The sequence below is a fragment of the Variovorax sp. V213 genome, from assembly GCF_041154455.1.
Lineage (GTDB): Bacteria > Pseudomonadota > Gammaproteobacteria > Burkholderiales > Burkholderiaceae_C > Variovorax.
In genome coordinates this window covers 4,465,695-4,490,649 of sequence record NZ_AP028664.1, presented here as the reverse complement: position 1 = coordinate 4,490,649, position 24,955 = coordinate 4,465,695, and the positions used below count along the sequence as shown (strand labels likewise).

20 protein-coding genes are annotated in these 24,955 nt (G+C 68.1%); 6 read left to right on the top strand and 14 right to left on the bottom strand.

Going from position 1 to position 24,955, the window contains the following annotated elements; all coding sequences use genetic code 11:
• Positions 1 to 14: 14 nt before the first annotated feature.
• Positions 15 to 2,792: a PAS domain-containing protein gene (locus tag ACAM55_RS21290; protein ID WP_369653440.1), complete on the top strand. Its 2,778-nt coding sequence runs from the start codon at positions 15 to 17 to the stop codon at positions 2,790 to 2,792.
• 237 nt (positions 2,793 to 3,029) lie between these two features.
• Positions 3,030 to 4,961: a PAS domain S-box protein gene (locus tag ACAM55_RS21285; protein WP_369653439.1), complete on the top strand. Its 1,932-nt coding sequence runs from the start codon at positions 3,030 to 3,032 to the stop codon at positions 4,959 to 4,961.
• Positions 4,962 to 4,985: 24 nt separating this feature from the next.
• Here the strand turns inward: ACAM55_RS21285 and ACAM55_RS21280 are convergent, their stop codons facing one another.
• Genes ACAM55_RS21280 through ACAM55_RS21270 form a run of 3 tightly spaced genes read right to left on the bottom strand, consistent with a single transcriptional unit; the run spans position 4,986 to position 8,724 of the window.
• Positions 4,986 to 6,158, bottom strand: a complete 1,173-nt coding sequence (locus tag ACAM55_RS21280) for a phospholipase A (protein ID WP_369653438.1) — start codon at positions 6,156 to 6,158, stop codon at positions 4,986 to 4,988.
• Entirely contained in the window at positions 6,155 to 6,619 is a 465-nt protein-coding gene (locus ACAM55_RS21275; protein WP_369653437.1) for a hypothetical protein, read from the bottom strand. The genes ACAM55_RS21280 and ACAM55_RS21275 overlap by 4 nt, the downstream gene beginning before the upstream one ends.
• Positions 6,616 to 8,724: an ATP-dependent helicase gene (locus ACAM55_RS21270; RefSeq protein ID WP_369653436.1), complete on the bottom strand. Its 2,109-nt coding sequence runs from the start codon at positions 8,722 to 8,724 to the stop codon at positions 6,616 to 6,618. The genes ACAM55_RS21275 and ACAM55_RS21270 overlap by 4 nt, the downstream gene beginning before the upstream one ends.
• Positions 8,725 to 8,845: 121 nt before the next feature.
• Between ACAM55_RS21270 and ACAM55_RS21265 the strand changes: the two genes are divergently transcribed.
• Complete coding sequence (locus ACAM55_RS21265; RefSeq protein WP_369653435.1) at positions 8,846 to 9,868, top strand: AEC family transporter; 1,023 nt, start codon at positions 8,846 to 8,848, stop codon at positions 9,866 to 9,868.
• Positions 9,869 to 9,892: 24 nt separating this feature from the next.
• On the opposite strand, the gene ACAM55_RS21260 is transcribed toward ACAM55_RS21265, so the two are convergent.
• Both ACAM55_RS21260 and ACAM55_RS21255 read right to left on the bottom strand, forming a co-directional pair.
• Entirely contained in the window at positions 9,893 to 10,270 is a 378-nt protein-coding gene (locus ACAM55_RS21260; RefSeq protein ID WP_369653434.1) for a hypothetical protein, read from the bottom strand.
• Positions 10,213 to 10,545, bottom strand: coding sequence for a hypothetical protein (locus ACAM55_RS21255; protein ID WP_369653433.1), 333 nt, complete (start codon positions 10,543 to 10,545; stop codon positions 10,213 to 10,215). Before ACAM55_RS21255 ends, ACAM55_RS21260 begins: the two co-directional genes overlap by 58 nt.
• A gap of 238 nt (positions 10,546 to 10,783) precedes the next feature.
• Between ACAM55_RS21255 and ACAM55_RS21250 the strand changes: the two genes are divergently transcribed.
• Positions 10,784 to 10,993: a hypothetical protein gene (locus ACAM55_RS21250; protein WP_369653432.1), complete on the top strand. Its 210-nt coding sequence runs from the start codon at positions 10,784 to 10,786 to the stop codon at positions 10,991 to 10,993.
• An 18-nt stretch (positions 10,994 to 11,011) separates the two neighbouring features.
• On the opposite strand, the gene ACAM55_RS21245 is transcribed toward ACAM55_RS21250, so the two are convergent.
• The 6 genes from ACAM55_RS21245 to ACAM55_RS21220 form a co-directional block, all read right to left on the bottom strand.
• Positions 11,012 to 13,111: a primosomal protein N' gene (locus tag ACAM55_RS21245; RefSeq protein ID WP_369653431.1), complete on the bottom strand. Its 2,100-nt coding sequence runs from the start codon at positions 13,109 to 13,111 to the stop codon at positions 11,012 to 11,014.
• 442 nt (positions 13,112 to 13,553) lie between these two features.
• The gene (gene hemE / locus ACAM55_RS21240; protein WP_369653430.1) at positions 13,554 to 14,657 is read right to left on the bottom strand and encodes a uroporphyrinogen decarboxylase; all 1,104 of its coding nucleotides are present in this window, start codon (positions 14,655 to 14,657) and stop codon (positions 13,554 to 13,556) included.
• Positions 14,658 to 14,722: 65 nt separating this feature from the next.
• Positions 14,723 to 16,069 (bottom strand): MFS transporter, encoded by a 1,347-nt coding sequence (locus ACAM55_RS21235; RefSeq protein WP_369653429.1) that lies wholly within the window; start codon positions 16,067 to 16,069, stop codon positions 14,723 to 14,725.
• Positions 16,070 to 16,174: 105 nt separating this feature from the next.
• A complete protein-coding gene (locus ACAM55_RS21230; protein WP_369653428.1) occupies positions 16,175 to 16,867 on the bottom strand; it encodes a thioredoxin family protein in 693 nt (230 codons plus the stop codon).
• 92 nt (positions 16,868 to 16,959) lie between these two features.
• A complete protein-coding gene (locus ACAM55_RS21225; RefSeq protein ID WP_369653427.1) occupies positions 16,960 to 19,128 on the bottom strand; it encodes a protein-disulfide reductase DsbD family protein in 2,169 nt (722 codons plus the stop codon).
• Between the two features lie 113 nt (positions 19,129 to 19,241).
• Complete coding sequence (locus ACAM55_RS21220; protein ID WP_369653426.1) at positions 19,242 to 20,000, bottom strand: alanyl-tRNA editing protein; 759 nt, start codon at positions 19,998 to 20,000, stop codon at positions 19,242 to 19,244.
• 137 nt (positions 20,001 to 20,137) lie between these two features.
• Here ACAM55_RS21220 and ACAM55_RS21215 point away from each other — a divergent pair, with 137 nt between their 5' ends.
• Positions 20,138 to 21,493, top strand: coding sequence for a sorbosone dehydrogenase family protein (locus ACAM55_RS21215; protein ID WP_369653425.1), 1,356 nt, complete (start codon positions 20,138 to 20,140; stop codon positions 21,491 to 21,493).
• Positions 21,494 to 21,504: 11 nt separating this feature from the next.
• Here ACAM55_RS21215 and ACAM55_RS21210 read toward each other — a convergent pair whose 3' ends face one another.
• Both ACAM55_RS21210 and ACAM55_RS21205 read right to left on the bottom strand, forming a co-directional pair.
• Positions 21,505 to 22,068 (bottom strand): GNAT family N-acetyltransferase, encoded by a 564-nt coding sequence (locus tag ACAM55_RS21210; RefSeq protein WP_369653424.1) that lies wholly within the window; start codon positions 22,066 to 22,068, stop codon positions 21,505 to 21,507.
• Positions 22,069 to 22,092: 24 nt separating this feature from the next.
• On the bottom strand, positions 22,093 to 23,103 hold the full coding sequence (locus tag ACAM55_RS21205; protein ID WP_369653423.1) for a zinc-binding alcohol dehydrogenase family protein: 1,011 nt from the start codon (positions 23,101 to 23,103) through the stop codon (positions 22,093 to 22,095).
• An 84-nt stretch (positions 23,104 to 23,187) separates the two neighbouring features.
• Between ACAM55_RS21205 and ACAM55_RS21200 the strand changes: the two genes are divergently transcribed.
• Positions 23,188 to 24,096 carry a LysR family transcriptional regulator gene (locus ACAM55_RS21200; protein ID WP_369653422.1) on the top strand — a complete coding sequence of 303 codons (909 nt, stop codon included), beginning with the start codon at positions 23,188 to 23,190 and terminating at the stop codon, positions 24,094 to 24,096.
• Here ACAM55_RS21200 and ACAM55_RS21195 read toward each other — a convergent pair.
• Positions 24,093 to 24,890, bottom strand: coding sequence for an SDR family oxidoreductase (locus ACAM55_RS21195; RefSeq protein ID WP_369653421.1), 798 nt, complete (start codon positions 24,888 to 24,890; stop codon positions 24,093 to 24,095). The genes ACAM55_RS21200 and ACAM55_RS21195 overlap by 4 nt on opposite strands.
• Positions 24,891 to 24,955: the final 65 nt, after the last annotated feature.

Below are 24,955 nucleotides of genomic sequence, written 5' to 3'. Positions count from 1 at the left end.
AGCGAGTTCACACGATGCGCCTTCCTCTCAGCCTCTCACGCTCCAGCCAGTCGCGTTTCAGCCTGCGTGCCCGCCTGTCCGCGGGCGTGGTTGCGATCGTTTTCCTGACAACCTTCGGAGTGACCACCGCTGCGCTTTACTTCGTCAAGCGCAACATGCAGGCCGCCATTGCCGACGAGCAGCTCGAACGCATATCGGCCATTGCCGACGCGGTGGACCAGAAGTTCCTGAGCCGTCGCACCTTGCTCAAGACCTTCGGCGACAGCGTCGAGAGCCACGACTTCACCAATCCCGAGGGGCTGCAGGACCTCGTCATGCAGCACAAGTCGCTGAAAGAAGCCTTCGACAACGTCGCCTTCGTGGACACCGACGGCAAGCTGGTCGCAAACCTGAACGGCGCGCACCAGATCGGCCGGGTCAACATCAAGGACCGCGAGTACTTCCAGCGCACGATGGCAGCCAAGGCAGGCGTGATCTCCGCGCCCTACCGCAATCGACTCAACGGCCTGGCGCAGATCGCCATGACCGAACCGGTGCTGGACCGGCAGGGCAACGTGGCCTATGTCATCTCCGCCTCGATCAACCTCAACGAGCAGAACTTCCTCGGTGAACTTGCCAACGTGAAATTCGGCAAGACGGGGTACATGTTCATCACCAACACGGATGGCATCGTCGTCGATCATCCCGACAAGTCCAGGCTGCTCCAGCACGTGAACGCCGATGGCAGGAGCAATGCGGCCGCGGAGCGCGCCATTGCCGGCCACGAGGGCACGATAGAAGCCGTGAACCGCAAGGGCGTGCGCGGGCTCTACGCCTTCAAGCCGATCCACCAGACCAACTGGGTGCTGGGAGCGATGTATCCGCGCGACGAAGCCTTTGCCCGGATCGATCAGATCGAGCGCTTCGCATGGGCGGGCGTGCTGCTGCTGACGCTCGCGGCCGGCACCATCGCCTTCGCGACCGCGCGGTCGCAGCTCGCGCCCTTGTCCCGGCTGCGCGAGCACATGCAGGTCTCGCGCGCGGCCGCGGTCTATGAGCCCATGAAGGGGGAGCCTCCCAGGGACGAGGTCGGCGACCTGTCGCGCACCTTCGATTCGCTGATGCAGGAGCGCCAGGCAGCCCAGGAGCGGGTGCTGTCGAGCGAAAGATTCCTGCGCGACGTGACCGACAACCTGCCGGCGGTGGTCGCCTACTTCGACAGCGAGCAGCGCTGCCTGTTCGCCAACAAGGCGGGGCTCGGCATGCGCGGCAGGACGCGGGCCGACATCGGGCGCATGACCATTCAGGAGTCGCTGCCCGATACGGTCTACCAGCAGCTCGTTCCGCACATTGCCAAGGTGCTCGCAGGAACGCCGACGCGCGTGGAAGGCACCTACGACCGCAATGGCAAGGAAGGTTTCTTCGAGTGCCATCTCGCGCCTGACTTTCGCGACGGCGGCGTGCTGGCCGGCTTTTACGTGATGACCTTCGACATCACGCGCCAGAAGGTGGCCGAGCGCGAGCGGGCGGCTGGCGAGGCACGCGTGCGCACCATCACCGACAACCTGCCGGCGCTGGTGTCGCACGTGGATGCGTCGCTGCGCTTCACCTTCGTGAACGAGCATCTGCGGGCCTTGTTCGACGACATCGAGCTGGTGGGAAAGCTGCTGCCCGACGTGCGCGGCCCCGAGGATTTCAAGGCGGTCGAGCCCTATGTCCGCCGCGTGCTTGCGGGAGAAGCGGTCACCTTCGAGAAAAAGGGCGATCCCGCGCGCGGCATCGGGCAACGGTGGTACCAGTCGCACTACGTCCCCGACCGCAACACCGACGGCACCGTGCGCGGCTTCTATGGCATGACCTTCGACATCACCGAGCGCAAGCAGGCCGAGATGCGAAGCGCCGAAAGCGAGCGTCGCCTGCGGGGCCTGACCGACAACGTGCCGGCGCTCCTGACCGAACTGGACCGCGAGGAGCGGGTGGTCTTCTGCAACGGCCGATACGAGACCTGGCTCGGCATATCGCCGGCTTCGATGATGAACCGGCCCATCCGGGAGATCATCGGCGACGCGCACTACGAAATGCGCAAGCCTTTGCTGGCGCGCGCCTTCGCGGGCGAGGTGGTGTCTTTCGAGCAGACGGCCAAGCTGCTGATCGGCGAGCGGACCCTGCAGACAACCTATCTGCCCCAGAAGAATGCGCAGGGGGAGGTCGTCGGCTTGTACGTGCTGGCGAACGACGTCAGCGACCTGAAGCAAAAGCAGCTGCAGCTGGACGTTCTTGCGCGCGAAGATGCCCTCACGGGCCTGCCCAACCGCCGGTCGTTCGAAGAGCATGTGCGCGACGCCATGGCCAGGTCGCGGCGGAGCGGGCTGCCGGTGTGCCTGCTGTTCCTGGACATCGACTATTTCAAGACCATCAACGATTCGCTGGGCCATGCGGCGGGCGATGCGGTGCTGAAGGAGTTCGGCCGCCGGCTCCGGCACAGCGTGCGCGACACCGACATGGCGGCACGCTATGCCGGCGACGAATTCGTGATCCTCCTCGAAGGGGTGGCCGGCGCCGCCGAAGCGCAGGTGGTCGCGGGCAAGGTGCTGGCCGCCATGCGGCCGCCTTTCAACCTGCCCGGCCGCATCCTGTACGCGACGACCAGCATCGGCGTCGCGCTGTCGGAAGAGGACGAGGACTTTGCTTCCTTATTCGTGCGCGCCGATACGGCGCTGTACGCGGCCAAGAAGGAGGGCAAGAACCGCTTCATGATGGCCGCGCCCAGGGCCGACGCCTCGTGGCCGCGGCCGGAGCCTTACAGCGCCTGAGGCCGCGGCGCCCGTCGGGCCGGCACCGCTCGCAATCTCGGCCTTGTCCTACGCGGCAGGTACCTGCTGCTGCCCAAAATCGGCGGCGGTACTTTCACGGCCGGGCGTACCAGGCGTCAGGGCTACGCCGCCTCGGGGATGTTCGGGCGAAGGAATTCGGGAGTTCGGCATCTGCCGCTGAAGCGGGGAGCCGCATGCAGTTGCAGACGATGCGCGGCCACTGGAAGGACAAGAGCAATGGCAGAACACGGCGGTGGGGGTGCACCACTCAACCAACGCACTCTGACCGACGCCGACTACCGGCTGCTGGTCGAGACAGTCACCGACTACGCCATCACCGTTCTGGATCCCGGCGGCATCCTCATCAGCTGGAACGACGGAGCGAGAAAGCTCAACGGTTACGAGCCCCCGGAAGTGCTCGGGCGCCACTTCTCGCTGCTCTATCCGAGCGAGCTGCTCGACCAGAACCTGCCGGACCAGGCGCTGGCAATAGCGCGTGAGGCAGGCCATCTGGAAGAAGAGGGCTGGCGCCTGCGCAAGGACGGCACGCGGTTCTGGGCCAGCGTCGTCGTCACCCCGATGACCGGTCCGGGCGGCGAGATCCGCGGCTACTCCGTGATCACCCGGGATCTGAGCGAGCGGCGCCGCCAGGACGAGATGCTGCGAATGAGCGAGGAGCGGTTCCGGCTCCTGGTCGAAGGGGTGAAGGACTACGCGATCTTCATGCTCGATCCCGGCGGCCACGTCGTGAGCTGGAATCTCGGCGCGCAGAAGAACAAGGGCTACGAGGCGTCGGAGATCATCGGGCAGCACTTTTCCAAGTTCTACCCGGCCGAGCTGGCCGCCAGCGGCTGGCCGGAACAGGAATTGCGCTACGCGCTTCGGGACGGGCGGTTCGAGGACGAAGGCTGGCGCATCCGCAAGGACGGCAGCCGGTTCTGGGCCAGCGTGGTGATCACCGCGCTGCACGACGCCACCGGCAAGCACCGCGGGTTCGCCAAGGTCACGCGCGACCTGACGGAGCGGCGCCGCGTCACTGCGCTCGAGGACGAGGGGCGCCGCGTGACGAACTTTCTTGCCATGCTCGGGCATGAACTGCGCAATCCGCTGGCGCCGATCTCGAATGCGCTCGAGCTCCTCAAGCGCGAAAAGACGGATTCAGCGGTGGTTGCGCACACCCGCGACATCATCGGCCGGCAGCTCAGGCAGATGACGAGGCTGGTCGACGACCTCCTCGACGTGGGCCGCATCACGAGCGGCAAGATTCACCTCGAAAACAAGCCGGTGCGCCTGCGCGACGCCATTGCCCAGGCTATCGAGGCAGCGCGCCCGCTGATCGAAAGCAAATCGCAGGCCCTGCACCTGGAGATGCGGGACGCGGATCCGTGGATTGCCGGAGACAACGCGCGGGTCATCCAGATCGTGAGCAACCTGATCCACAACGCGGCCAAATTCACGCAGGACGGCGGCAACATCCATGTGTCTCTCTCGCGGATCGGCACCGATGTCGACATCAGCGTGCGCGACGACGGGCCCGGCATCCAGCCCAAGGACCTGCACCGCATTTTCGACCTGTTCGTGCAGGGCGAGCAGAACATGGCAAGGTCCCAGGGCGGGCTGGGCCTGGGGCTCAGCCTCGTGCAGCAGCTGACGACGCTGCATGGAGGGCGAGTGAGCGCCTTCAGCACCGGAAGAACGGGCGAGGGCAGCGAGTTCGTGGTGCAGTTCCCCGCCGTCCAGGCGCCGATTGCCACGATCGAGGCGCAACCCCGGCCCTTGGGAGAGCAGCGCGTGCTGGTGGTGGACGACAACACGGATGCGGCCGAGACCATGGCGCTGCTGCTGGAGGCGCTTGGCTACAAGTCCAGCGTTGCGCATGGAGGGCTGGCCGCTATCGAGGCCGTCAAGGCGCAAGACCCGGACGTCGTGCTGCTGGACATCGGCCTGCCGGACCTGAGCGGCCATGAGGTTGCCAGGCGCTTGCGGGCGGAGATGATCAACCCGCCGCCGCTGATCGCCGTGACCGGCTACGGCCAGGCCAGCGACCGGGAAAACAGCCTCGAAGCCGGCTTTCGGGCCCACCTGACGAAGCCGGTCGACGTCGACAAGCTCTCGGCATTGCTCGAACGCCTGCTGGAGCCGCCGCCGCCTCGGTCGAAGGCGGCGTAACACGCCGCCACCTGTCGAGGCGGGCTAGAAATCGACCAGGCTCAGGCCGATGCTGAGCACCGTGCGCTTGCGGTTGTAGTCGACCAGCGTGTCGCCGTAGCCGTGGAAAAGCTGCGTGTGGAAGCGCAGGTTGCTTGCGGTCGAGTCGCCGATGGCCTTGAGCCATTCGAGCCGGACCGAGCCGCGGCCGCTGTCGCGCAGGTTGTTGCGCACCGTGATGCCCAGGGTGTTGTCGCGGTTGAAGTTCCAGCGGCCCGTGATTTCGGCGCGGCCGATGTAGTTCGAGATGTCGGGGTTGTCGTCCTTCGCCGCCTCTTCCGACAGCCGCTGCCAGACGCGTCCGGTGATGCTGAAGCGGTCGTCGAGTTCGGCGCCGCCCATCAGGTACACGCGGTTCCAGCTGCGCGACAGCGGCAGGCTCTGGCCGTTCGACTGGTGCACCAGGCCCACGCCCGCGTAGCGCCAGCGCCAGCCGCCGGGCAGGTTGAAGTCGAGCGGATAGACATACATCAGCTCGGGCTCGTGGTCGGTGGTGCGGAACGGCCGCGAGACCGAGCCGTTGAACAGCTGCCAGGTCGACTGCTGCGAGTACGCGAACCACAGCGAATCCTTCTTGGCCGGCTCGTTCTGCGTCAGCAGGCCTTGCGCGATCTTGGTCCGCACCGAGAGGCCGATGCGCATTTCGTTGGCCTGGTAGGCCACGGGCGTCGCCGTGTGGCCTTCGGCCGGGGACGTGGGCGTCTCGGGCTTGCTGGTGGCGGCCGAAGCCGACACGTTCAGCGGCCGGTAGCCGCGGAACACGAAGGTGCCGCAGTCGGTGCCGTTCTCGAGCTCCCAGAAGCGCGACAGGATCGAGTACTGCCGGTCGCGGCAGCCTTCGCTGGTGGCGACCGAGATCACGCGCGTGGCCGGAATCGAGGCGTCCACCGGCGGTACCGGCTGGGTGCTCGCGAGCACCGGCGGCGCCACCGGCACCGAGACCGAAGGCAGCGTCTGCTGCTGGGTCCAGCGGTCGAAGCAGGCCAGGCGCGCTTCGTTGTTGTTGCCCAGCGCGGCGCATTGCTGCCAGGTCAGTTGGGCATCGGCCAGCGGGCTGCGCGGCCTGTCGACCGCCTGTGCGTGCGCCGGCGCCGCAAAGAGGCCGGGAGCCAGCAGCAGGCCTGCGGCCAGCGTGGTGCGTAGATGGATGGCGTTCATTTTTCTGCGGTCCGTTCCGTCTTCTTCAGAGTGAAGCGATGTGTGCTGTCGTCGGCGGCATTGCGCCATGTGCCCTTGAACTCGCGGCCGCACGAGTCCGGCTGCAGCGAGCCCGACCACACGCCGCTGATGCTCCGGCCGTCGAGCGATTCGTCGATGGCGAGTTCGCCCTCGTCGTCGATGTCGCCCGCGAGCTGGGCCACGGAGGTGCGCGCCGAGGGGGCGGCTGCCGTGCGCGTGATGGTGCCGCGCACACCCGCGTACTCGGGGTGCTTGCCGAGCCGTACCAGGGCCGCATCGGGCAGGTCGTCGAAGCGCGCCTGCCAGTCGCCGTAGAGCGCCTCGATGGGCAGGTCTTGCGCGGTGGCCGGGCATCCCGCCTCTGCCGTGTTCCGGCCCGCGGGGCCGGCGCATGCCGTACAGAGCGCCGCCACCAGAAGAAGAGCGATCGGTGCCTTCATGATGAGGAGGCGGCTGCTGCTGCGGCGGCGGCCGCGCTGTCCTGGGCCTTGCGCGCGAACTCGGCGCGCAGCGCCTTGAGTTTTTCGCGCGGGTCTTCGCGAGTGGTGGTCTTGTCCAGGCCCATTTCGGCGATGAAGCGGCTCGGCACGCAAGGCACCATTTCGCGGCCCTGCTTGCGCTTCTTGGTCCAGCTCACCGCCAGGCTGCGCTGCGCCCGCGTGATGCCCACGTACATGAGGCGGCGCTCTTCCTGCAGCCGCTGCAGCGTCTCGTCGCTCACCTTCAGCTGGCGGCCGTTGTCGTCCTCGAGCTTGAAGGGCAGCAGGCCCTCGGTCACGCCAATCAGCATCACGTGCGGCCATTCGAGGCCCTTGGAGGCATGCAGCGTGGAAAGCGTGACCACGTTCTGGTCCTGCTCGCGCTCGCTGATGGTCGAGAGCAGCGAGATGGTCTGCGCCACTTCGAGCAGGCTCTTGCGCTCGCCTTCGATGTTGTCGTCGGCGCCGGAGGCATCGTCGAGGCCGCCGCCAGCGCGCTGCGACATCCAGTCGACGAACTCCAGCACGTTGGTCCAGCGCGCGGCCGCGGCCTGCTCGCTGTCCTCGCCGTCGTACAGGTGCTTCTCGTAGTCGATCTCCTTCAGCCAGTCGAGCATGAAGGTGCGGGAGTCTTCGGCGCCCATGGTGCGGCGCGCGCGGTATTCCAGGTCGTTGATGTAGCGGCCGAACTCGTGGATGCCCTCGAGCGTGCGCTTGGGCATGACGCTCGGCAGCGACGGGCTGAACAGCGCCTCGAACAGGCTCAGCTTGTACTGGCTGGCAAAGGTGCCGAGGCTCGCGAGCGTGGTGTGGCCGATGCCGCGCTTGGGCGTGGTGATGGCGCGCAGGAACGCGGGGTCGTCGTCGTTGTTGACCCACAGGCGGAACCAGCCGCACAGGTCCTTGATTTCTGCGCGGTCGAAGAAGCTCTGGCCGCCCGAGACCTTGTAGGGAATCTGCGCCTTGCGCAGTGCCTGTTCGAACACGCGCGCCTGATGGTTGGCGCGGTAGAGAATGGCGAAGTCCCGGAACTCCTTGTACTGCTTGCCCTGGGTGGTGGCATCGCCCGCGCGCAGGCTGACGATGCGCGCCACCGCGCGCTCGGCCTCGTGCGCCTCGGAATCGGCATCGACGATGCGCACCGGCTCGCCTTCGCCGAGTTCGGAGAACAGCGTCTTCGGAAACAGCTTGGGGTTGGGTCCGATCACGTTGTTGGCCGCACGAAGGATCGCGCTGGTCGAACGGTAGTTCTGCTCGAGCTTGATGACCTTCAGGTTCGGGTAGTCGACCGGCAGCTTGCGCAGGTTGTCCAGCGTGGCGCCGCGCCAGCCGTAGATCGACTGGTCGTCGTCGCCCACCGCGGTGATGCGCCCGCGCTCGCCGGCCAGCGCCTTCAGCACTTCGTATTGGGTGGCATTGGTGTCCTGGTATTCGTCCACCAGGATGTGGCCCAGCGCGGCCTGCCACTTGGCGCGCACCTCGTCGAAATCCCGCAGCAGCTTCAGCGGCATGCCGATGAGGTCATCGAAGTCGACGCTCTGGTAGGCCGTGAGCCGCTCTTCGTAGCGCGCCATGATGCGCGCGGTGATGCGCTCGTTGTCGTCCGCCGCGGCCGCTTCGGCCTGTGCGGCGTTGAGGCCCATGTTCTTCCACTTGCTGATGGTCCACTGCCAGATGCGCGCGGTGGCCGTGTCGGTCGTGCCACCGGCGTCCTTCAGGATCTTGGTGACGTCGTCGCTGTCGAGGATGCTGAAGGCCGGTTTCAAGCCCAGCACGGCGCCGTCTTCGCGCATCATGCGCACGCCTAGCGCGTGAAAGGTGCAGATCACCACATGCTTCGCGTCGCGCCCGATCAGCCCCTTGGCACGTTCGCGCATTTCGCTGGCGGCCTTGTTGGTGAAGGTGATGGCCGCGATGCGCTTGGGCTCGAGCCCGGCCTGGATGAGCCTGCCGATCTTGTGCGTGATGACGCGCGTCTTGCCCGAACCCGCGCCCGCCAGCACGAGGCAGGGCCCGTGCAGGTAATTGACCGCTTCTTGTTGCGCGAGATTGAGACCGGAGGACATGGGGAGTGGGAACGGAAGGCCCGCTGGGGAACGGCAGGCGCAAAGCGCGCAATGATACGGGGCGCATGTTTCCGGAGAGGCCGCCAGAGTTCACGATGCGAGACGCAACGACAATGAGGCCGTGTTCGCTGTATTTCTCGTAACTTTTCCCTTCTTCGCGCTGATCGCTGCCGGCTATGGTGCCGCGCGCGCCCGCGTCCTGCCGCTCGATGCGATTCCAGGCCTCAACACCTTCGTTCTGTACTTCGCGCTGCCTTGCATGTTGTTGCGATTTGGCGCCGGCACGCCGATCGGGCAGCTGCTCGACGGTGGCGTCGCGCTGGTCTGGGGCCTGAGCGCACTGGCCGTGGTGGCGGGCGTGGTCGTCTTCACCCGCAACGCGCGCATCGGCTGGAACGACGGCGCCTTCGGTGCGCTGGTGGCGGCCTTTCCGAACACCGGCTTCATGGGCGTGCCGCTGCTGGTGGCGCTGCTGGGCGCGCAGGCCGCGGGGCCGATGATCATTACTATCGCCTTCGACCTGGTCGTGACCTCGTCGCTGTGCATTGCGCTGTCGCGCCTCGACGGAGTCGGCGGCGGCGCGGCGCTGCATGGCCCGCGGCAGGCGGCGCGCCAGGCGCTGCGCGGCGTGCTGGTCAATCCGATGCCGTGGTCGATTCTGCTGGGCGTGCTGCTGTCGGCCGCGCGCTGGCGCCTGCCGGGGCCGGTGGAGCGCACCATCGCCATGCTGGCCGATGCGGCTTCGCCGGTGGCGCTCTTCACCATCGGCGCGGTGCTGGCGCGGTCGGCCTTGCTCGCGCGGGAGCACGGAGCCAGCGCGGCGGTGGCGGCGGCCATGGGCACCCGGTCGGCCGTTCCGCCCAAGGCGCCGCTGGCCGACGTGCTGCCGGTGGTGCTGGTCAAGCTGCTCGCGCATCCCTTGCTGGTCTGGGCGCTGGGGCGGGGCTCCATCGCGCTCGGTCTGCCGCTCTCGTCGCAGGCGCTGATGGTGATCGTGCTGGTAGCCGCACTGCCGAGCGCCAGCAACGTGTCGATGCTGGCCGAGCGCTTTGGGGCCGACAACGGCCGCATCGCGCGCATCATCCTGTGGACGACAGTGGCGACCTTCTTCAGTTTTCCGCTGGCGGTGGGGCTGCTGCGCTGAACCGGCGGGCCACGGCGCCAGGCCTCACGGTGTCAGCACGCCGAGCTTGTACGGGTCGGCATCCGACAGGAGCTCGCATTTGGAGAAATCGCGGCCCTGGCTGCCGTCGCAATAGAACGCGTTGTAGATGTGCCCGAAGAGCGTGGGGCTGGCCGTGAAGAGCACGCCATGGTCGGGCTGCCAGTTGTCCTTGGCCGGCCCGGTGCTGGCCTCTACCTCCTTGGCGGGGGCGGCCGCCGCAATGGGCGTGAATTCCGCCAGCGTCTTGTGGGCTTCGTCGCCGCGCCAGCGCGAGGCCAGTTCGGCCGCCGAGGGCCTGGTTGCCACCGGCAGCAGCACGCCGTTCACCTGGAAGCCGTAGCCGAAGCGATGCGCCTTGCCGGCCAGAAGGCGTAGGCGCATGCGGCCATGCACTGGCCGCGGACCTCGGTGTCCACCCCGCTCGAGCGGATGGCGTCCGCATAGGCGCCGGCCGCTTCGGCGGTGCCGCCGAACGAATCCTCGAACACCACCGTGCGCACGGTGCCCTTGGCAAGGTACTGGGTAAAGGTCTTGACGGCGCTGCCGTCGAGCATGCCCGACACCACCAGCCGGCTGCCCTGCAGTTCAAGTTCGGCCGCCGAGGCTGCGAGGCAGGCGAACAAAAGAGCCGAACCGAGAGATAAAGGCAGTTTCACGACAACCCCTGCAAACCAGCGTGCTTGCTTGATGCGCGGAAACCGGAATGGGCCTCGCACAGCGACAGCTTGCGCAGCGGGCGAGGGCCCAGTCAACTTCTTTTTCAGAATATTTCCCGCTTTGCGACTGGCCGTAAGACATACCTACTGGTATTACCGTTATTACTTCAGATGAATACTTGTGTTTTCATTGAGCCTGCTAGAGTGTTTGCAAATCAAAGTATGAATGGGTAGCACGATGACAATACTTGTTCGTGTCCTGTTGTGGCTGGCATGGGTTGCTGGCGTGAGCTGGTTCTGGCACGCCGGCGAGCTGGGCACCGGCACTTCGCTGGCCCTGGGCGCCCTCAGCCTCGTGGTGTTCGCCTGGCCCGGCAGCGTTGCGCGGCGCCGCAGCACCGAACTGCGCTATGTCGACGTGGGCAAGGAGCCCGCAGGCCTGCACTGACCGCGCGGCGCGCACGGCTCAGATGCTGTGCGGATCGACGTCGACAAGCCAGCGGATCACGCCCTTGCCTTCGGGCGTGCGCCGCAACGCATGCAAGAGCGGCTGCCAACCGGCCAGCAGGCGCTGCAGCGCCGCACGCGAAGCGCTTTCGATCAGCATCTGCGCTCTTTCCACATTGGCCACGCGCTGGATGGCAAGCGGCACCGCGGGGTAGCGCACCACGCGGTCGGCACCTTCGAGCGCATCGGCGGCCGCGCTCGCGGCATTCAGGAAAGCCTGGGCGGCCTCCTGCGTGCGCGCGTCGGCCCGCAACAGGGCCTGGAATGCGAAGGGCGGCATGCCGGCCGCGGCCCGCTCCTCCAGCTGTTGGCGGGCGAAAGCGGTGTAGTCGTGCCTGCGCAGCGCGGCAAAAAGCGGGTGCTGCGCATGGTGCGTCTGGATCCACATCTCGGCCGTCGCGCCCTGGGCCGCCAGGTACGCCGCATCACGGCCGGCGCGGCCGGCCGATTGCATCAGCAGGCTGAACAGCCGCTCGGGCGCGCGAAAGTCGCTGGAGAACAGCGCGCCGTCGGGGTTCACCGCCGCCACCAGGGTGATGCGGCGGAAGTCATGCCCCTTGGCGATCATCTGCGTGCCGACCAGCACGTCGACCTCGCCCGAATGCACGGCTGCAAGCTGCGATTCGAGCGCGCCCTGCTTCTTGGTGCTGTCGGCGTCGATGCGCGCGATGCGCACCGCACTGCCGTCCGGCCGCTTCACCGCCGCGAACAGTTCGGCCAGATGCTCTTCGAGCCGCTCGGTGCCGCGGCCGACGGGTGCGATGTCGGGGTTGCCGCAGGACGGGCAGGCGCGCGGCACGCGCTCGGTAAAGCCGCAGTGGTGGCAGCGCAGCGTGCGGTCGATCTTGTGGAACACGCGGTAGGCGCTGCAATGCGGGCACTCGCTCTTCCAGCCGCAATCGGCGCAGGCCAGCACCGGCGCATAGCCGCGGCGGTTCAGGAACACCATGCTCTGCTCGCCGCGCGCAATGCGCTGGCCGATGGCGTCGAGCAGCGCGCCCGAGAGCACGGTCTTGGGTGGCTGCAGGTTCATGTCCACGAGCCGCACCGCGGGCAGTTCGCCCGCGCCGATGCGCGACGGCATGGCCAGCCGCACGTAGCGCCCGCCCGGGTCTTCGCCCTCGGCGGGTCGGCTCTGGTGCCAGCTTTCGAGCGAGGGCGTGGCCGAGCCCAGGATGACTTTTGCGCCCTCGCGCTGGCCGCGCCACACGGCAAGGTCGCGCGCCGAATAGCGTGCACCTTCCTGCTGCTTGTAGCTCGGGTCGTGCTCCTCATCGACCACGATGAGCTTCAGCCCCGGGATCGACGCGAACACCGCCATGCGCGTGCCCAGCACGATGCGCGCGGCGCCGCTGTGCGCCGCGAGCCAGCTCGCGAGCCGCTGGGGGTTGGTCATGCCGCTGTGCAGCGACACCACCGCCTCGTCGCCGAAACGCGCCTTGAAGCGTGCTTCGAGCTGCGGCGTCAGGTTGATCTCGGGCACCATCACCAGCGCCTGCGCGCCGGCATCGCGAGCGAGCAGGTCGGCCACGCAGCGCAGGTAGACCTCGGTCTTGCCGCTGCCGGTGCTGCCGACCAGCAGGAAGGTGCCCGTCTCGGCCTCGATGCGGGCCAGGGCGGCCGTCTGCTCCGGGCTCAGCGCGATCAGGTTGGCGGCTTCGTCGGTGGCCGCCACGGGGCCGGTCGTCGCCTTGCGTTTGAGGCGGCGCCCCAGTTGGGTCGTCGTCAGGTCGCGCAGTTGCGGCGGCAGGGCCGCCAAGGCGATTTCGCCGATCGAGCGCTGGTAGTAGCGCGCGGCAAAGGCAACCAGGTCGCGCCAGGCGTCGCCGAGTGGGGCCAGCGCATCGAGAGCCGCGCCGACGGGCTTGAGCGCCATGTCGGGCTCGGCGCCGTCCAGCGAGCTTGCCTGGTTCCAGACCACACCCAGCACCTCGCGCCGGCCCAGCGGCACCCGCACCAGCGTGCCGGGGGCGAGAGGCGCCGCGCCGGCGTAGCTCAGCAGGTCGCCCAGAGCGGCATGCGCCGGCGTCTGCACTGCGATGTCGAGCCGCCAAGCCATCGCGGCGGGCGGGCTCGCCGGCGTCGCTGCGTCCGTTTCGGGGGCTGGGGCGGTGGGGAAAATGGGTGTCCTTGTTGGCAAAGGTTGTTAATGCGACTTTGAGCAAAATCACTTAAGTCGTTGATTTTTCAGCGCTTTGGCAACCATCCAGAGTTTCTGTGGATAACTTTGTTGACAACAGGGCTCGACACGCCGCCAAGCCTTGTAAATCAAGCGCCTGACTGGGTTGCCCTCAAAAAAAGCAAAGTTCGAATCCTATATAAATCAACAACTTAGGAGTGCCATTGGTTCGAGAGCCAAGAGGGGTGTCCCTAAGATAATCTTGCGCAGTGCAGCACGTGTTTTGTGCATAAGTCGGGCCTCCTACACCGTTTTTGCGCTTGACAACGGCCCGAATTTGATTTTTGGCGATCGCGCCCAGCCCCCCCCCGGCTGACAGCTCTCAGCGGCGAAGGGCACGCGATTGAGCATGCACCGCCTGCACCAGCGCTGCCACGTGGTCCGGCGGCGTGAACTGGCTGATGCCATGGCCCAGGTTGAAGATGTGGGTCGGTCCGGGCACGCTGGCATCGGTATGCGGCTTGCCGAAAGCGTTCAGCACCTTGGCCACCTCGGCTTCGATCTGCGCGGGCGGCGCGAACAGCACGTTGGGATCGATGTTGCCTTGCAGGGCCTTGGCCTTGTCGCCTTCGCCCACCAGCCGGCGCGCGGCCGCGAGGTTCACGGTCCAGTCGACGCCGAGCACTTCGCAGTCGAGCGCACGCATGGCTTCGAGCCACAGGCCACCGCCCTTGGTGAACACGATGCGCGGCACAGGTTGTCCGTCGGCGCCGTTACGCTTCAGGCCGGCCAGCACGCGCGCCGTGTAGGCGAAGCTGAATTCCTGGAACGCGCCGTCGGCCAGCACGCCGCCCCAGCTGTCGAACACCATCACGGCCTGCGCGCCGGCGTCGATCTGCGCATTGAGATAGGTGGCCACCGAATCGGCATTCACTGCGAGCAGGCGATGCATCAGGTCGGGGCGGCTATAGAGCATGCTCTTCACGAGCCGGTAGTCGCTCGAGCCCGCCCCTTCCACCATGTAGCAGGCCAGCGTCCAGGGGCTGCCCGAGAAGCCGATCAGCGGCACCCGGCCATCGAGCGCCTTGCGGATCGACGCCACGGCGTCGAACACATAGCGCAGCTTGGCCATGTCGGGCACTTCGAGCGCCGCAACGGCCGCTTCGCCCTGCACCGGGCGCGCGAAGCGCGGGCCTTCGCCGGCCTCGAACGACAGGCCCAGGCCCATGGCGTCGGGCACGGTGAGGATGTCGGAAAACAGGATGGCCGCATCGAGCGGATAACGCGCGAGCGGCTGCAGCGTGACTTCGGTCGCGTAGTCGACGTTGGTCGCCAGCCCCATGAAGCTGCCGGCCTTGGCGCGGGTGGCCACGTACTCGGGCAGGTAGCGCCCGGCCTGGCGCATGAGCCAGACGGGCGTGTGGTCTGTGGCCTGGCGCCAGCAGGCCCGCAGGAAAGTGTCGTTTTGCAATGGGGCGAAAGGCATGGCCCGATTGTCGCAGGGGCCCGCACCTGGACCCTGTGACGGCCCTGCGGCAGGCCGGAAAAAACTCAGACCACCGGCACGCGCCGCGAATCGGCCGGGCTCACGTTGCGCCGGTAGAGCATCAGCGTGGCGAAGAGCCCGCAGGCAGCGGCCGCCGTCATCCACAAGCCCGGCGCGCCCTTGTCGCCGGTCATCTCGATCAGGCCGGTGGCAATGGCCGGCGTGAACCCGCCGAACAGCGCCGTCGCGAGGCTGTAGGCCAGCGAGAAGCCGGCGGTGCGCACGTTGACCGGCATCACCTCGGTCAGCGCCACCACCATCGCGCCGTTGTAGCTGGCATAGAGGAACGACAGCCACAGCTCGACCTCGAGCATGCGCCCGAAGCTCGGTGCGCCCACCAGCCATTTGAGTGACGGGTACGCGGTGAAGATGGTCAGCACCGTGAAAAGAATCAGCAGCGGCTTGCGGCCGACGCGGTCGGACAGCGCGCCCATCACCGGCAGCCAGATGAAGTTCGAGACAGCCACGCACAGCGTGACGATCAGCGCATCGGTCGTGCTCAGGTGCAGCACCGACTTGCCGAAGGTGGGCGTGTAGACCGTGATCAGGTAGAACGACACGGTGGTCATCGACACCAGCATCATTCCCGCCACCACGAGGCCCCAGTTGGCGAGCATCGACTGGAAGATCTCGCGTGCGTCGGGCCGGTGCTTGCGTGCCATGAACTCCTCGGTCTCCTGCAACGAGCGCCGGATGATGAAGAGCACCGGCACGATCAGGCAGCCGACGAAGAACGGAATGCGCCAGTAGAAGTCGCCGATCTCCTGCGAGGTGAAGGTCACATTGAGCCAATAGCCCAATGCCGCCGCCACGATGATCGCCACCTGCTGGCTGGCCGACTGCCAGCTCACGTAGAAGCCCTTGCGCCCCGGCGTGGCCATCTCCGACAGGTAGACCGAGACGCCGCCCAGTTCCACGCCGGCCGAAAAGCCCTGCAGCAGCCGGCCGATGAGCACCAGGAGCGGCGCCGCGAAGCCGATGGTGGCGTAGGCTGGCACGCAGGCAATGAGCAGCGTGCCGAGCGCCATCAGCGCGAGCGTGGCGATCAGGCCCTTGCGTCGCCCCACGCGGTCGACATACGCGCCGAGAAAAATCGCGCCCAGCGGCCGCATCAGGAAGCCCGCGCCGAAGGTCATGAAAGTCAGCATCAGCGAGGCGAACTCGTCGCCCGCCGGGAAGAAGGCCTTCGAAATCTGCGTGGCGTAGAAGCCGAACAGGAAGAAGTCGAACATCTCCATGAAATTGCCGCCCGTCACGCGCAGGACGGTGGCCAATTTCGAGGAGGAGCCGGTGCTTGAAGAAAAGGCGCGGGCGGCCGTGCCCGGTTGCGCGTCGGAGTGCGCAGGATTCATCTCGTTGTCCCCTTGGGCGATGTAATGCGCCAAGGGTAGGCCGGGGTTCCCGACCGCTGCCTGACCGTGCGAGTCAGGTAGCTGTCACTGCGCGGCTGTTCTTCCTCAGCTCTTGTACTTGACCGAGCAGCCGTAGGGCCGCGTCGAGGCCGCCGAGATCGGTTTGCCTCCGAAGGCTTCGCCCAGCGCCTGGTTCACGTAGTTGGTCGCGGCCTTGATGTCGTCGGGCCGGGCCGACGCGATGCTGTCGATGCCGCCAGCGTACACCAGCATGCCCTTGGGATCGATGATGAAGATGTGCGGCGTGGTGCGCGCGCCGTAGGCCTGGCCGATCACGCCGTCTTCGTCCATCAGCACCGCGGTGGGCGACGCCTTCTGCGACTTCATCCAGGCATCGAGCGCCGCGGGCTGCAGGTAGTCGCTGGCCGCTCGCTCGGTGGAATTGACCGACAGCCAGACCACGCCCTGAGCCGTGGCGGCCTTCTGCGTGGCGGGCATGTTGCCGCTGTTGTAGTGCTTGCGCACGAAGGGACAGCCCGGGTTGGTCCACTCGAGCACCACGAACTTGCCGGCGAAGTCGGAGAGCTTGTGCTTGGCGCCGCTGGTGTCCACGGCAACGAAGTCGGGCGCCTGCTGGCCCACGGCGGGCGCTGCAAAGGCGTGGTTGCCCATCAGGAAGGTGGCGCCCAGGGCCACGGCGGCGGCCACGACGGCGCGGCGCGAGGCACGGCTGAGAGCGGCGCGGGCGTGGCGCGCGGCGCGAATGGAACGCGAGTCGGACGATGGCGAAAGTGACATGGCCAGCTTGAACTCCAAAAGAAAAAACGAACAACGGCGAGAGCTTAGAGCGCTTTGCTCATGTGCATGTGACAACCCATGTCACACCGGGGTCAAAGCGAGGCAAGCGCCGCGCGCACCTCGTCCTTGCCCAGGATCTCGGTCAGCACGACCGGCGGCTTGCCGGGCGCCTGCAGCACGTACAGCGGCACGCCGCTGCGCCCGAACGCGGTCAGGGCGGCGGTGATGGCGGGATCGCGGCGCGTCCAGTCGGCCCGCAGCATCGCGACCTTCTTGCTGTCGAAATCGGCCAGCAGCTCGGCATCCGCGAGCGTGGCCTTCTTGTTGTACTGGCAGGTCACGCACCAGGCGGCGGTGAAGTCGATGAACACCGGCCGCCCGGCGCCGGTGAGCTCGGCCACGCGTTCGGTCGACCACGGCTGCCAGCGCTGGCCGGCCTTGGACGCGAGCCTGGCCGGCTCCACCGTCTGCAGCACGTTGCGGCCGATGGCCGCGGTGAGTACCGCGGTGAAGGCGACCAGCACCGTGGCAATGACGAGCCGCGTGCGGCCGCGCAGCGTCAGCGCCCAGACGATGGCGGCCATGCACACCAGCAGCGCGAGCAGCGTGCCCGCGCCGTCGATGCCGCTTTGCTGGCCCAGCACCCAGACCAGCCAGGCCACGGTGGCGAACATCGGGAACGCCAGCAGCCGGCGCAGCGTGCCCATCCACGGGCCGGGCCTGGGCAGCAGCCGCGCCACGGCCGGAATGAAGCCGGCGACCAGGTACGGCAGCGCCAGCCCCAGGCCCAGCGCCGCGAACAGCAGCAGGGCCTGGACGGCCGGGAGCCCGATGGCAAAGCCGAGCGAGGCGCCCATGAACGGCGCGGTGCAGGGCGATGCGATCACCACGGCCAGCACGCCCGACAGGAAGTCGTTGGCGATCGGGTGCCTGGCCTGCGCGGAACACAGCGAAGACGGCGCCGCGCGGCCGAACTCGAACACGCCCACCAGGTTGAGCCCGATCAGCGTGAACAGCGCCGCCAGCGCGGCCACCACGGCCGGCGATTGCAGCTGGAAGCCCCAGCCGAGCTGGGCGCCTGCCGCGCGCAGCGCCAGCATGGCGCCGCCCAGCGCGAGAAACGAGAGCATCACGCCCGCGGTGTAGGCCAGCCCCGCCGTGCGGTGCGCGCTGCGATTGCCAGCCTGCCGTGCGAAGCCCAGCACCTTGATGGCGAGGATCGGGAACACGCAGGGCATGAGGTTGAGCAGCAGGCCACCGAGCACGGCGCCCAGCAACGCGAGGACGAAGGTGCTCGCGGGCTGGGGCGGCAACTCCGTGGGCGAGGCCGGTGCGGCGGCCTTCGCCGCGTTCGCTGCGTTGGCGGCCAGTGCGGCCTGCAGCGCGGGGGACACCTCGGCGCGCGGCGCGGCGGCCGCGGGCCAGGTGCCGCCGACCGGCGCCTCGGTGCGCCAGGCCACCGGCTGGCCCGGCTGCCGGTCGGGCTCGGCCAGCGCCACCACCAGCGGCAGCGTCGCCGGGCTGGCGCTGCGCTGGTCGGCCAGCGGCAGCGTGGCGGTCCAGGTGGCGCCTTGCCAGCTCTGCGTCCAGTCCTTGCCCGACTCCGCGGCGGTGCGGATCAGTTCGGGCGTTTCGGGGAAGAAGCCCAGGGTCTTGCCCTGCGCGGCGGCGGGCAGGCCTTCGAGGCGCACTTGCAGGTTGTTGCCATTGACCTCGACGGCGCCCGGCTTGGCGAGCGGTTGCGGCTGGGCCGCCTGGGCCGCGTCGAAGTCGGCCTTGTGCAGCGCGGTCGAGCCCTGCAGCGGCAGCGCGAGGGTGAATTCGCCTTCCTCGGGGATGCATTCCTTGCGGCACACCAGCCACGTGGCCTTGAGCCGGATGTCGAGCGCCGATGCACCCGTGCCAAGGGCCAGCGGCGGCTTGAAATTGCTCGACACCTCGAGCGGCACCGGCAGCAGCACCGTGCCCTCGTAGCCGTAGTTGGCCAGGCTGCCGACCGGAATCTTCTTTGGCACCGGCCAAGCGATGTCGCCAGCGGCCACGCCTGGCGGCAGCGTCCAGTTCAGCTCGGTGGGGAGGCCGGAATCGCCGGCGTTCTTCCAGTAGGTGTGCCACTCGGGCTGGTGGGTGATCTGCAGGCCGACCCAGACCGGAGCGCCGGGCGTCACGCCCTCCGGCGCGTGCGCGACCAGTTCGGCGCGCACATGGGGGGTGGTGACGACAGCACCCGGCTTGGATGCCAATTGGGCCGCAGCCGGCATGCACGCTGCGGCGGTTGCTACCAGAAACGTAGCCAGATGAAAGAAGCGGGAAAAGATCATGCCGATGAGTCGGAGCAGGCGGGCAGTGCGAAGTTCCGGGTGTTTATGGGGCCTCAAGCGGCCCAGCCCAGCACCACGCGGCGGCTGTTGGCGCTCTTTTTCTCGATTTTGGTGACCACCACCGCGCCAATCTCGGCGGTGTTTGCAACATGCGTGCCGCCGCAGGGCTGGAAATCGATCTGCGCGCCGCCCTCGCCGCCCTCGCCGCCGATGCGGATGGTCCGCACCGTGCCCGTGCCGCGTGGCGGCTGCACGCTCATGCTCTTCACCAGCGCCGGATTCGCGTCGAGCTCCTCGTCGGTGATGGCGCCCACGGTCAGCGGATGCGCCGCTTCCACCAGCCGCGCGAGGCCGGCGGTCAGCGCTTCCTTGTCGAGCGGATCGGTCATGTGGAAGTCGATGCGCGCGTAGTCGGGCGTGATCGAGCAGCCGTTCACCGGCACCGGCACGAGGTGGCACAGCAGGTGGCTGGCAGTGTGAAAGCGCATCAGCCGGTGGCGGCGCTCCCAGTCGAGGCGGGCCGTCACCGTGTCGCCGGGCTTCAGCGCGGCCAGGAGTTCGGCCTGCCCCTGGGCCGGCACGTGAACGAACTCGGGGGTGGGCTGGCCTTCCTCGTTCTTCGCCTTGCGGGTGTCGGCAATGGCGATTTCGCGGCCATCGGCCAGCGCCAGCACGCCGGTATCGCCGGCCTGCCCGCCGCCCAGCGGATAGAACACGGTGCGGTCCAGCACGATGCCGGTATCGTCGATGCGCAGAATGCGGGCTTCGCAGGCGCGCAGGTAGGCGTCGGCACGGAACAGGTCGTCGGTCATGCGGCCGATGGTAGCGGCGATGCGCCAATGGGGTGCGCCCACGCCAAAAAGCGCCCACGGCCGACAGCCCATGCCGGCGCAGGCTGCATGATCTGCGTCAAAAGCGGCCGGCATGCCGCGACAACCGAGGAGAGTGAATGAAGGTTCCGAGCATCGCCGTTTCTTCCCTGGTCTCCCTGGCCGCCGTGGCCGCGGCGCTGGCGGGCTGCGGCGAAGCCGCCAAGCTGCCCCCCGAAGCCACCATCGGGCCGCGTCCGCAACTGGCCGAGCCCAACAAGACGCTGATTCCCACCGTCAACGTGGCCACCGCGGTCGGGTGGTCCGACACCGCCGGGCCCAAGGCTGCCGACGGCCTGCGCGTGAATGCGCTGGCGCGCGGGCTGGACCATCCACGCTGGGTGTACACCCTGCCCAACGGCGACGTGCTGGTGGCCGAGAGCAACAAGCCGCCCAAGCCCGAGGGCAGCAGCGACGGCGGCAGCGGGCCGATGGACAAGATCCGCAACTGGGTCATGGGAAAGGTCATGACCCGCGCCGGCGCAGGCGTGCCGAGCCCCAACCGCATCATGCTGCTGCGCGACGTCGACGGTGACGGTGCGGCCGAGGTGCGGCACGTCTTCTTGTCGAACCTGAGTTCGCCCTTCGGCATGGCGCTGGTCGGCAACGAGCTTTTCATTGCCAATGCCGACGCGCTCGTCAAGGTGCCCTACACCGAGGGCCAGACCTCGGCCAGCGCCTCGCCCACGGTGGTCACGCCGCTGCCGGCGGGCATCAACCACCACTGGACCAAGAACGTGATCGCCAATCCCGACGGCACCAAGCTCTACGTCACGGTCGGCTCCAACAGCAACATCGGCGAAAACGGGCTCGCCGCCGAAGAAGGCCGCGCCGCCATCTGGGAGGTCGACGTGAAGAGCGGCGAGAAGCGCCTGTTCGCGAGCGGCCTGCGCAATCCCAACGGCCTGGCCTGGCACCCCGAGACCAAGGCGCTGTGGACCGTGGTCAACGAGCGCGACGAAATCGGCAGCGACCTCGTGCCCGACTACCTGACCTCCGTGAAGGATGGCGCCTTCTACGGCTGGCCCTGGAGCTACTACGGCGGCCACGTGGATGCGCGTGTCACGCCGCAGAAGCCCGACCTCGTGGCCAAGGCCGTCGTGCCCGACTACGCGCTCGGCTCGCATGTCGCGCCGCTGGGGCTGGTGTTTTCCGACGGGCGCGGCATGCCCGCGGAATTCGCTGGCGGCGCCTTCATCGGCGAGCACGGCTCGTGGAACCGCAAGCCCAAGTCGGGCTACAAGGTGGTGTTCGTGCCCTTCATCGGCGGCAACCCGAGCGGACCGCCGGTCGACGTGCTGACCGGCTTTCTCACGGCGGACGAAAAGGCGCAAGGCCGGCCGGTGGGCGTGGCGCTCGACAAGAACGGCGCGCTGCTGGTGGCGGACGACGTGGGCAACGTGGTCTGGCGCGTCACGCGGGCAAAGCCGCAGTAGGCGTTCGACTTCTAGCGCCGCGGGCGGCCGATTCGGAACAGCCGGTGCCGGCGCAGCGCATGCCCCTCGGGCACGCTCGGGTGATCGAAAGCGCCGGCCAGGTCTTCATGCATGCCGATGCGTTCCATCACCGCCGCCGAGCGGAGATTGCCCAGCGCCGTGAACGCCACGATCTCGGCGAGCCCGAGCCGCTCGAAGCCGACCTGCAAGGCGCCGCGCGCCGCCTCGGTTGCGAGCCCCTGGCCCCACCAATGGCGCGCGAAGCGCCAGCCGATCTCGACGCACGGCGAGAAGGGCAGCGTGGCCAACGGGGCGTTCAGGCCCGTGAAGCCCGCGAATTCGCCCGAATCCTTGTGCTCGACGGCCCAGAAGCCCCATCCGTTCGCGGCGATGCGTGACTTGATGCTTGCTGCCAGCGCATCGCTGTCGGCCCGAGTGGGAAGCGGCAGCAGGAAAGCCATGACCTCCGGGTCGGCGGCGAGCGCGGCAAAGGGCGCGAGATCGCTCTCGCGCCACTGGCGCAACCGAAGGCGCGGGGTCTCGAATTCGATCAGGGGCTGGATGCTGTCGGCCATGCGGCCGATTGTGCGCAGAAGCGCTCAGAACCCCGCGAGCACCACCTTGCCCTGCGCAGTGCCGCTTTCGATCAGCGCATGCGCCTTCCTGAGGTTGGTGGCATTGATGGTGCCGAAGCTCGCGTTGGCGGTCGTGCGGATGCGGCCCGCATCGACCAGCGCCGCCACTTCGGCCAGCAGCGCGCCCTGCTCGGCGATGTCCGGCGTTTCGAAGCGCGAGCGCGCGAACATCATTTCCCAGTGCAGCGAGATGCACTTGGTCTTGAGCGGCATCGCGTCGAGCGACGGCAGGTCGTCGATCACCGCGAGCTGGCCCTGGGGCTTGAGGCTTTCGATGATCTGCGCGTAGTGCTGGCCGGTCTGCGTGAGGCTCGCGACCATGTCGACCTCGCCGATGCCGGCGGCCTTGAGTTCGGCCGCGAGCGGCTTCGAATGGTCGATGACCGCGTGCGCGCCGAGCGCCAGGCACCAGGCCCGCGTCTCGGCCCGCGAGGCCGTCGCCACCACGCGCAACTGCGTGAGCTGGCGCGCGAGCTGGATCAGGATCGAGCCCACGCCGCCGGCCCCGCCGGTGACGAGCAGCGTCTGGCCCGCGCCCCCGTTCTTCGGCACCCGGAGGCGGTCGAACAGCAGCTCGTAGGCGGTGATGGTGGTGAGCGGCAGCGCGGCGGCCTGCGCGTCGTCGAGGCTCCTGGGCGCAAGCGCCGCGATGCGCTCGTCGACCGCATGCAGCTCCGAATTGGCGCCGGGCCGGACGATCGAACCGGCGTAGTAGACGCGGTCGCCGACCTTGAAGTTATTCACTTCGGAGCCGACCGCCTCGACGGTGCCCGCAGCGTCCCAGCCCAGCACCTTGGCCTGGCCGGCCTCGGGCGCCATGTTCTTGCGCACCTTGGCGTCGACCGGGTTGACCGAGATGGCCTTCACGCGCACCAGCAGGTCGCGCGGGCCGGCCGCGGGCGCGGGCAGTTCGATGTCCTGCAGCGATTCCGGGTTGTCGATGGGGAGGGCTTGGTAGTAGCCGATGGCTTTCATGTCGGGACCTTTCTTGAATGGATTGGCCACTGTAGGATGGCAACCAGAAATTGATAAGACTGTCAAAATCAGCAACACTTTCAAATGAAGATTGAAAATCTGTCGGACCTGCAGGTGCTGATGCAGACCGCGCGCGGCGGTACGCTCACGGCGGCCGCCCATGCACTGGGCTTGACGCCGGCCGCCGCCAGCGCGACGCTCAAACGGCTGGAAACGCAGCTCGGCGCGCGCCTGTTCGAGCGCTCGACCCGCGCCATGCGCCTGACTTCGCAGGGCCAGACCTTGCTCGACTACGCGGTGCGCGCCTTCGAGCTGCTCGACGAAGGCGAATCGCTCGTCACGGCCGATCGCGGTGAGCTGGTCGGCGCCCTGCGCGTGGCCGCTCCGTCGGACCTCACGCGCAGCACGCTGCTGCCCTGGTTCGACGAATTCCTCGAACGGCACCCGGGCGTCCAGCTGTCGCTTTCCGTCGGCGACCGGCTGCTCGACGTGACCCGCGACGAGGTCGACGTGGCGCTGCGCTATGGCGCGCTGGCCGATTCACGGCTGGTGGCGCGGCCCTTTGCCCTGACCAATCCGCTGCTCACCGCATCGCCCGCCTACCTGCGCCGCCATGCCGCGCCGAAGACGCCGCAAGACCTGGTGCACCACAACTGCCTCACCTTCGATCGCGGCGGGCGCCGGCACCGCACGTGGCGCTTCGCGCAGAACGGGCAGTGGACCGAAGTGCGGGTCAAGGGCGATCGCAGCGTGGACGATGCCTCGCTCGCGCGCGATTGGGCCGTGGCGGGGCGCGGCATCACGCTGAAGTCGGCGCTCGACGTGCGCAACGACATCGCGAGCGGACGGCTGGTGCGCCTGCTGCCCGAGTGGGACACCGAGCCCTATCCGCTGCATGCATTGCTGCCGAGCGGGCGCTTCGTGCCGGCGCGCGTGCGGGCGCTGGTGGACTTCCTGGCGCTGAAGTTCGAGGCGCTGACCGCCACCGCCTAGATCATGGGCGTGACGGCGCCATCCATTGCAACGATGGCGCCGGTGATGTAGCTCGCCCTCGGCGACGCCAGGAACACGACGGCATTGGCAATCTCGTCCGGCGCGGCGATGCGCCCGAGCGGGAGCCGGGCCTTGGCGCGCTGCAGCGCCTCGTCGCTGCCGATGCCCTGCAGCTTCGCATCCGCCTTCAGGCCTTCCTGCAGCCGCTCGGTCAGCGTGAGGCCGGGGTTCACCGCGTTCACGCGCACGCCCTTGGGGGCATAGGCCGCGGCCATCCCGGCGCTCACCAGCATCAGCGCGGCGTTGGCCGCGCCGCCGGCCATGTGAACCGGGCTGGCGACCTTGCCACCCTGGCCGATCACGTTGACGATGGCGCCGCGGCCGCGCTGGCCCATGCGTTTCACGACCGGATCGATCATGTGGATGTAGGTGAAGTACTTGGCGTCCATCGCGTCGTGCCAGGCGGCGGCGTCCAGCTCGTCGGGCGGTGTGCGGCGCGCGGCGCCGGCGGAATTGACCAGCACGTCGACCGGGCCGAAGCCTTGCTCGGCCGCATCGAGCGCGGCCACGGCACTGGCGGAGTCCTTGAGGTCGGCGGCATGCACCGAGACCCGGCCCTCGGCCTGCGCGAACGCCTCGACCAGCGTCCTGCGGCCCTGCTCCAGGTTCTGCAGATCGCGGGAGACCAGGCTCACGCGCGCGCCTTCGCGCAGGAAGCCCAGCGCGCAGGCCAGGCCGATGCCCTTGCTGCCGCCGGTGATGAGAACGTGCCGGTCCTGGAGTTGAAGGTCCATGAGTGTCCTTGTGTCGTCGAAGAGCGCGTGTGGCGCGGGGTCGCGTGGATTGAATCACCGCTCTA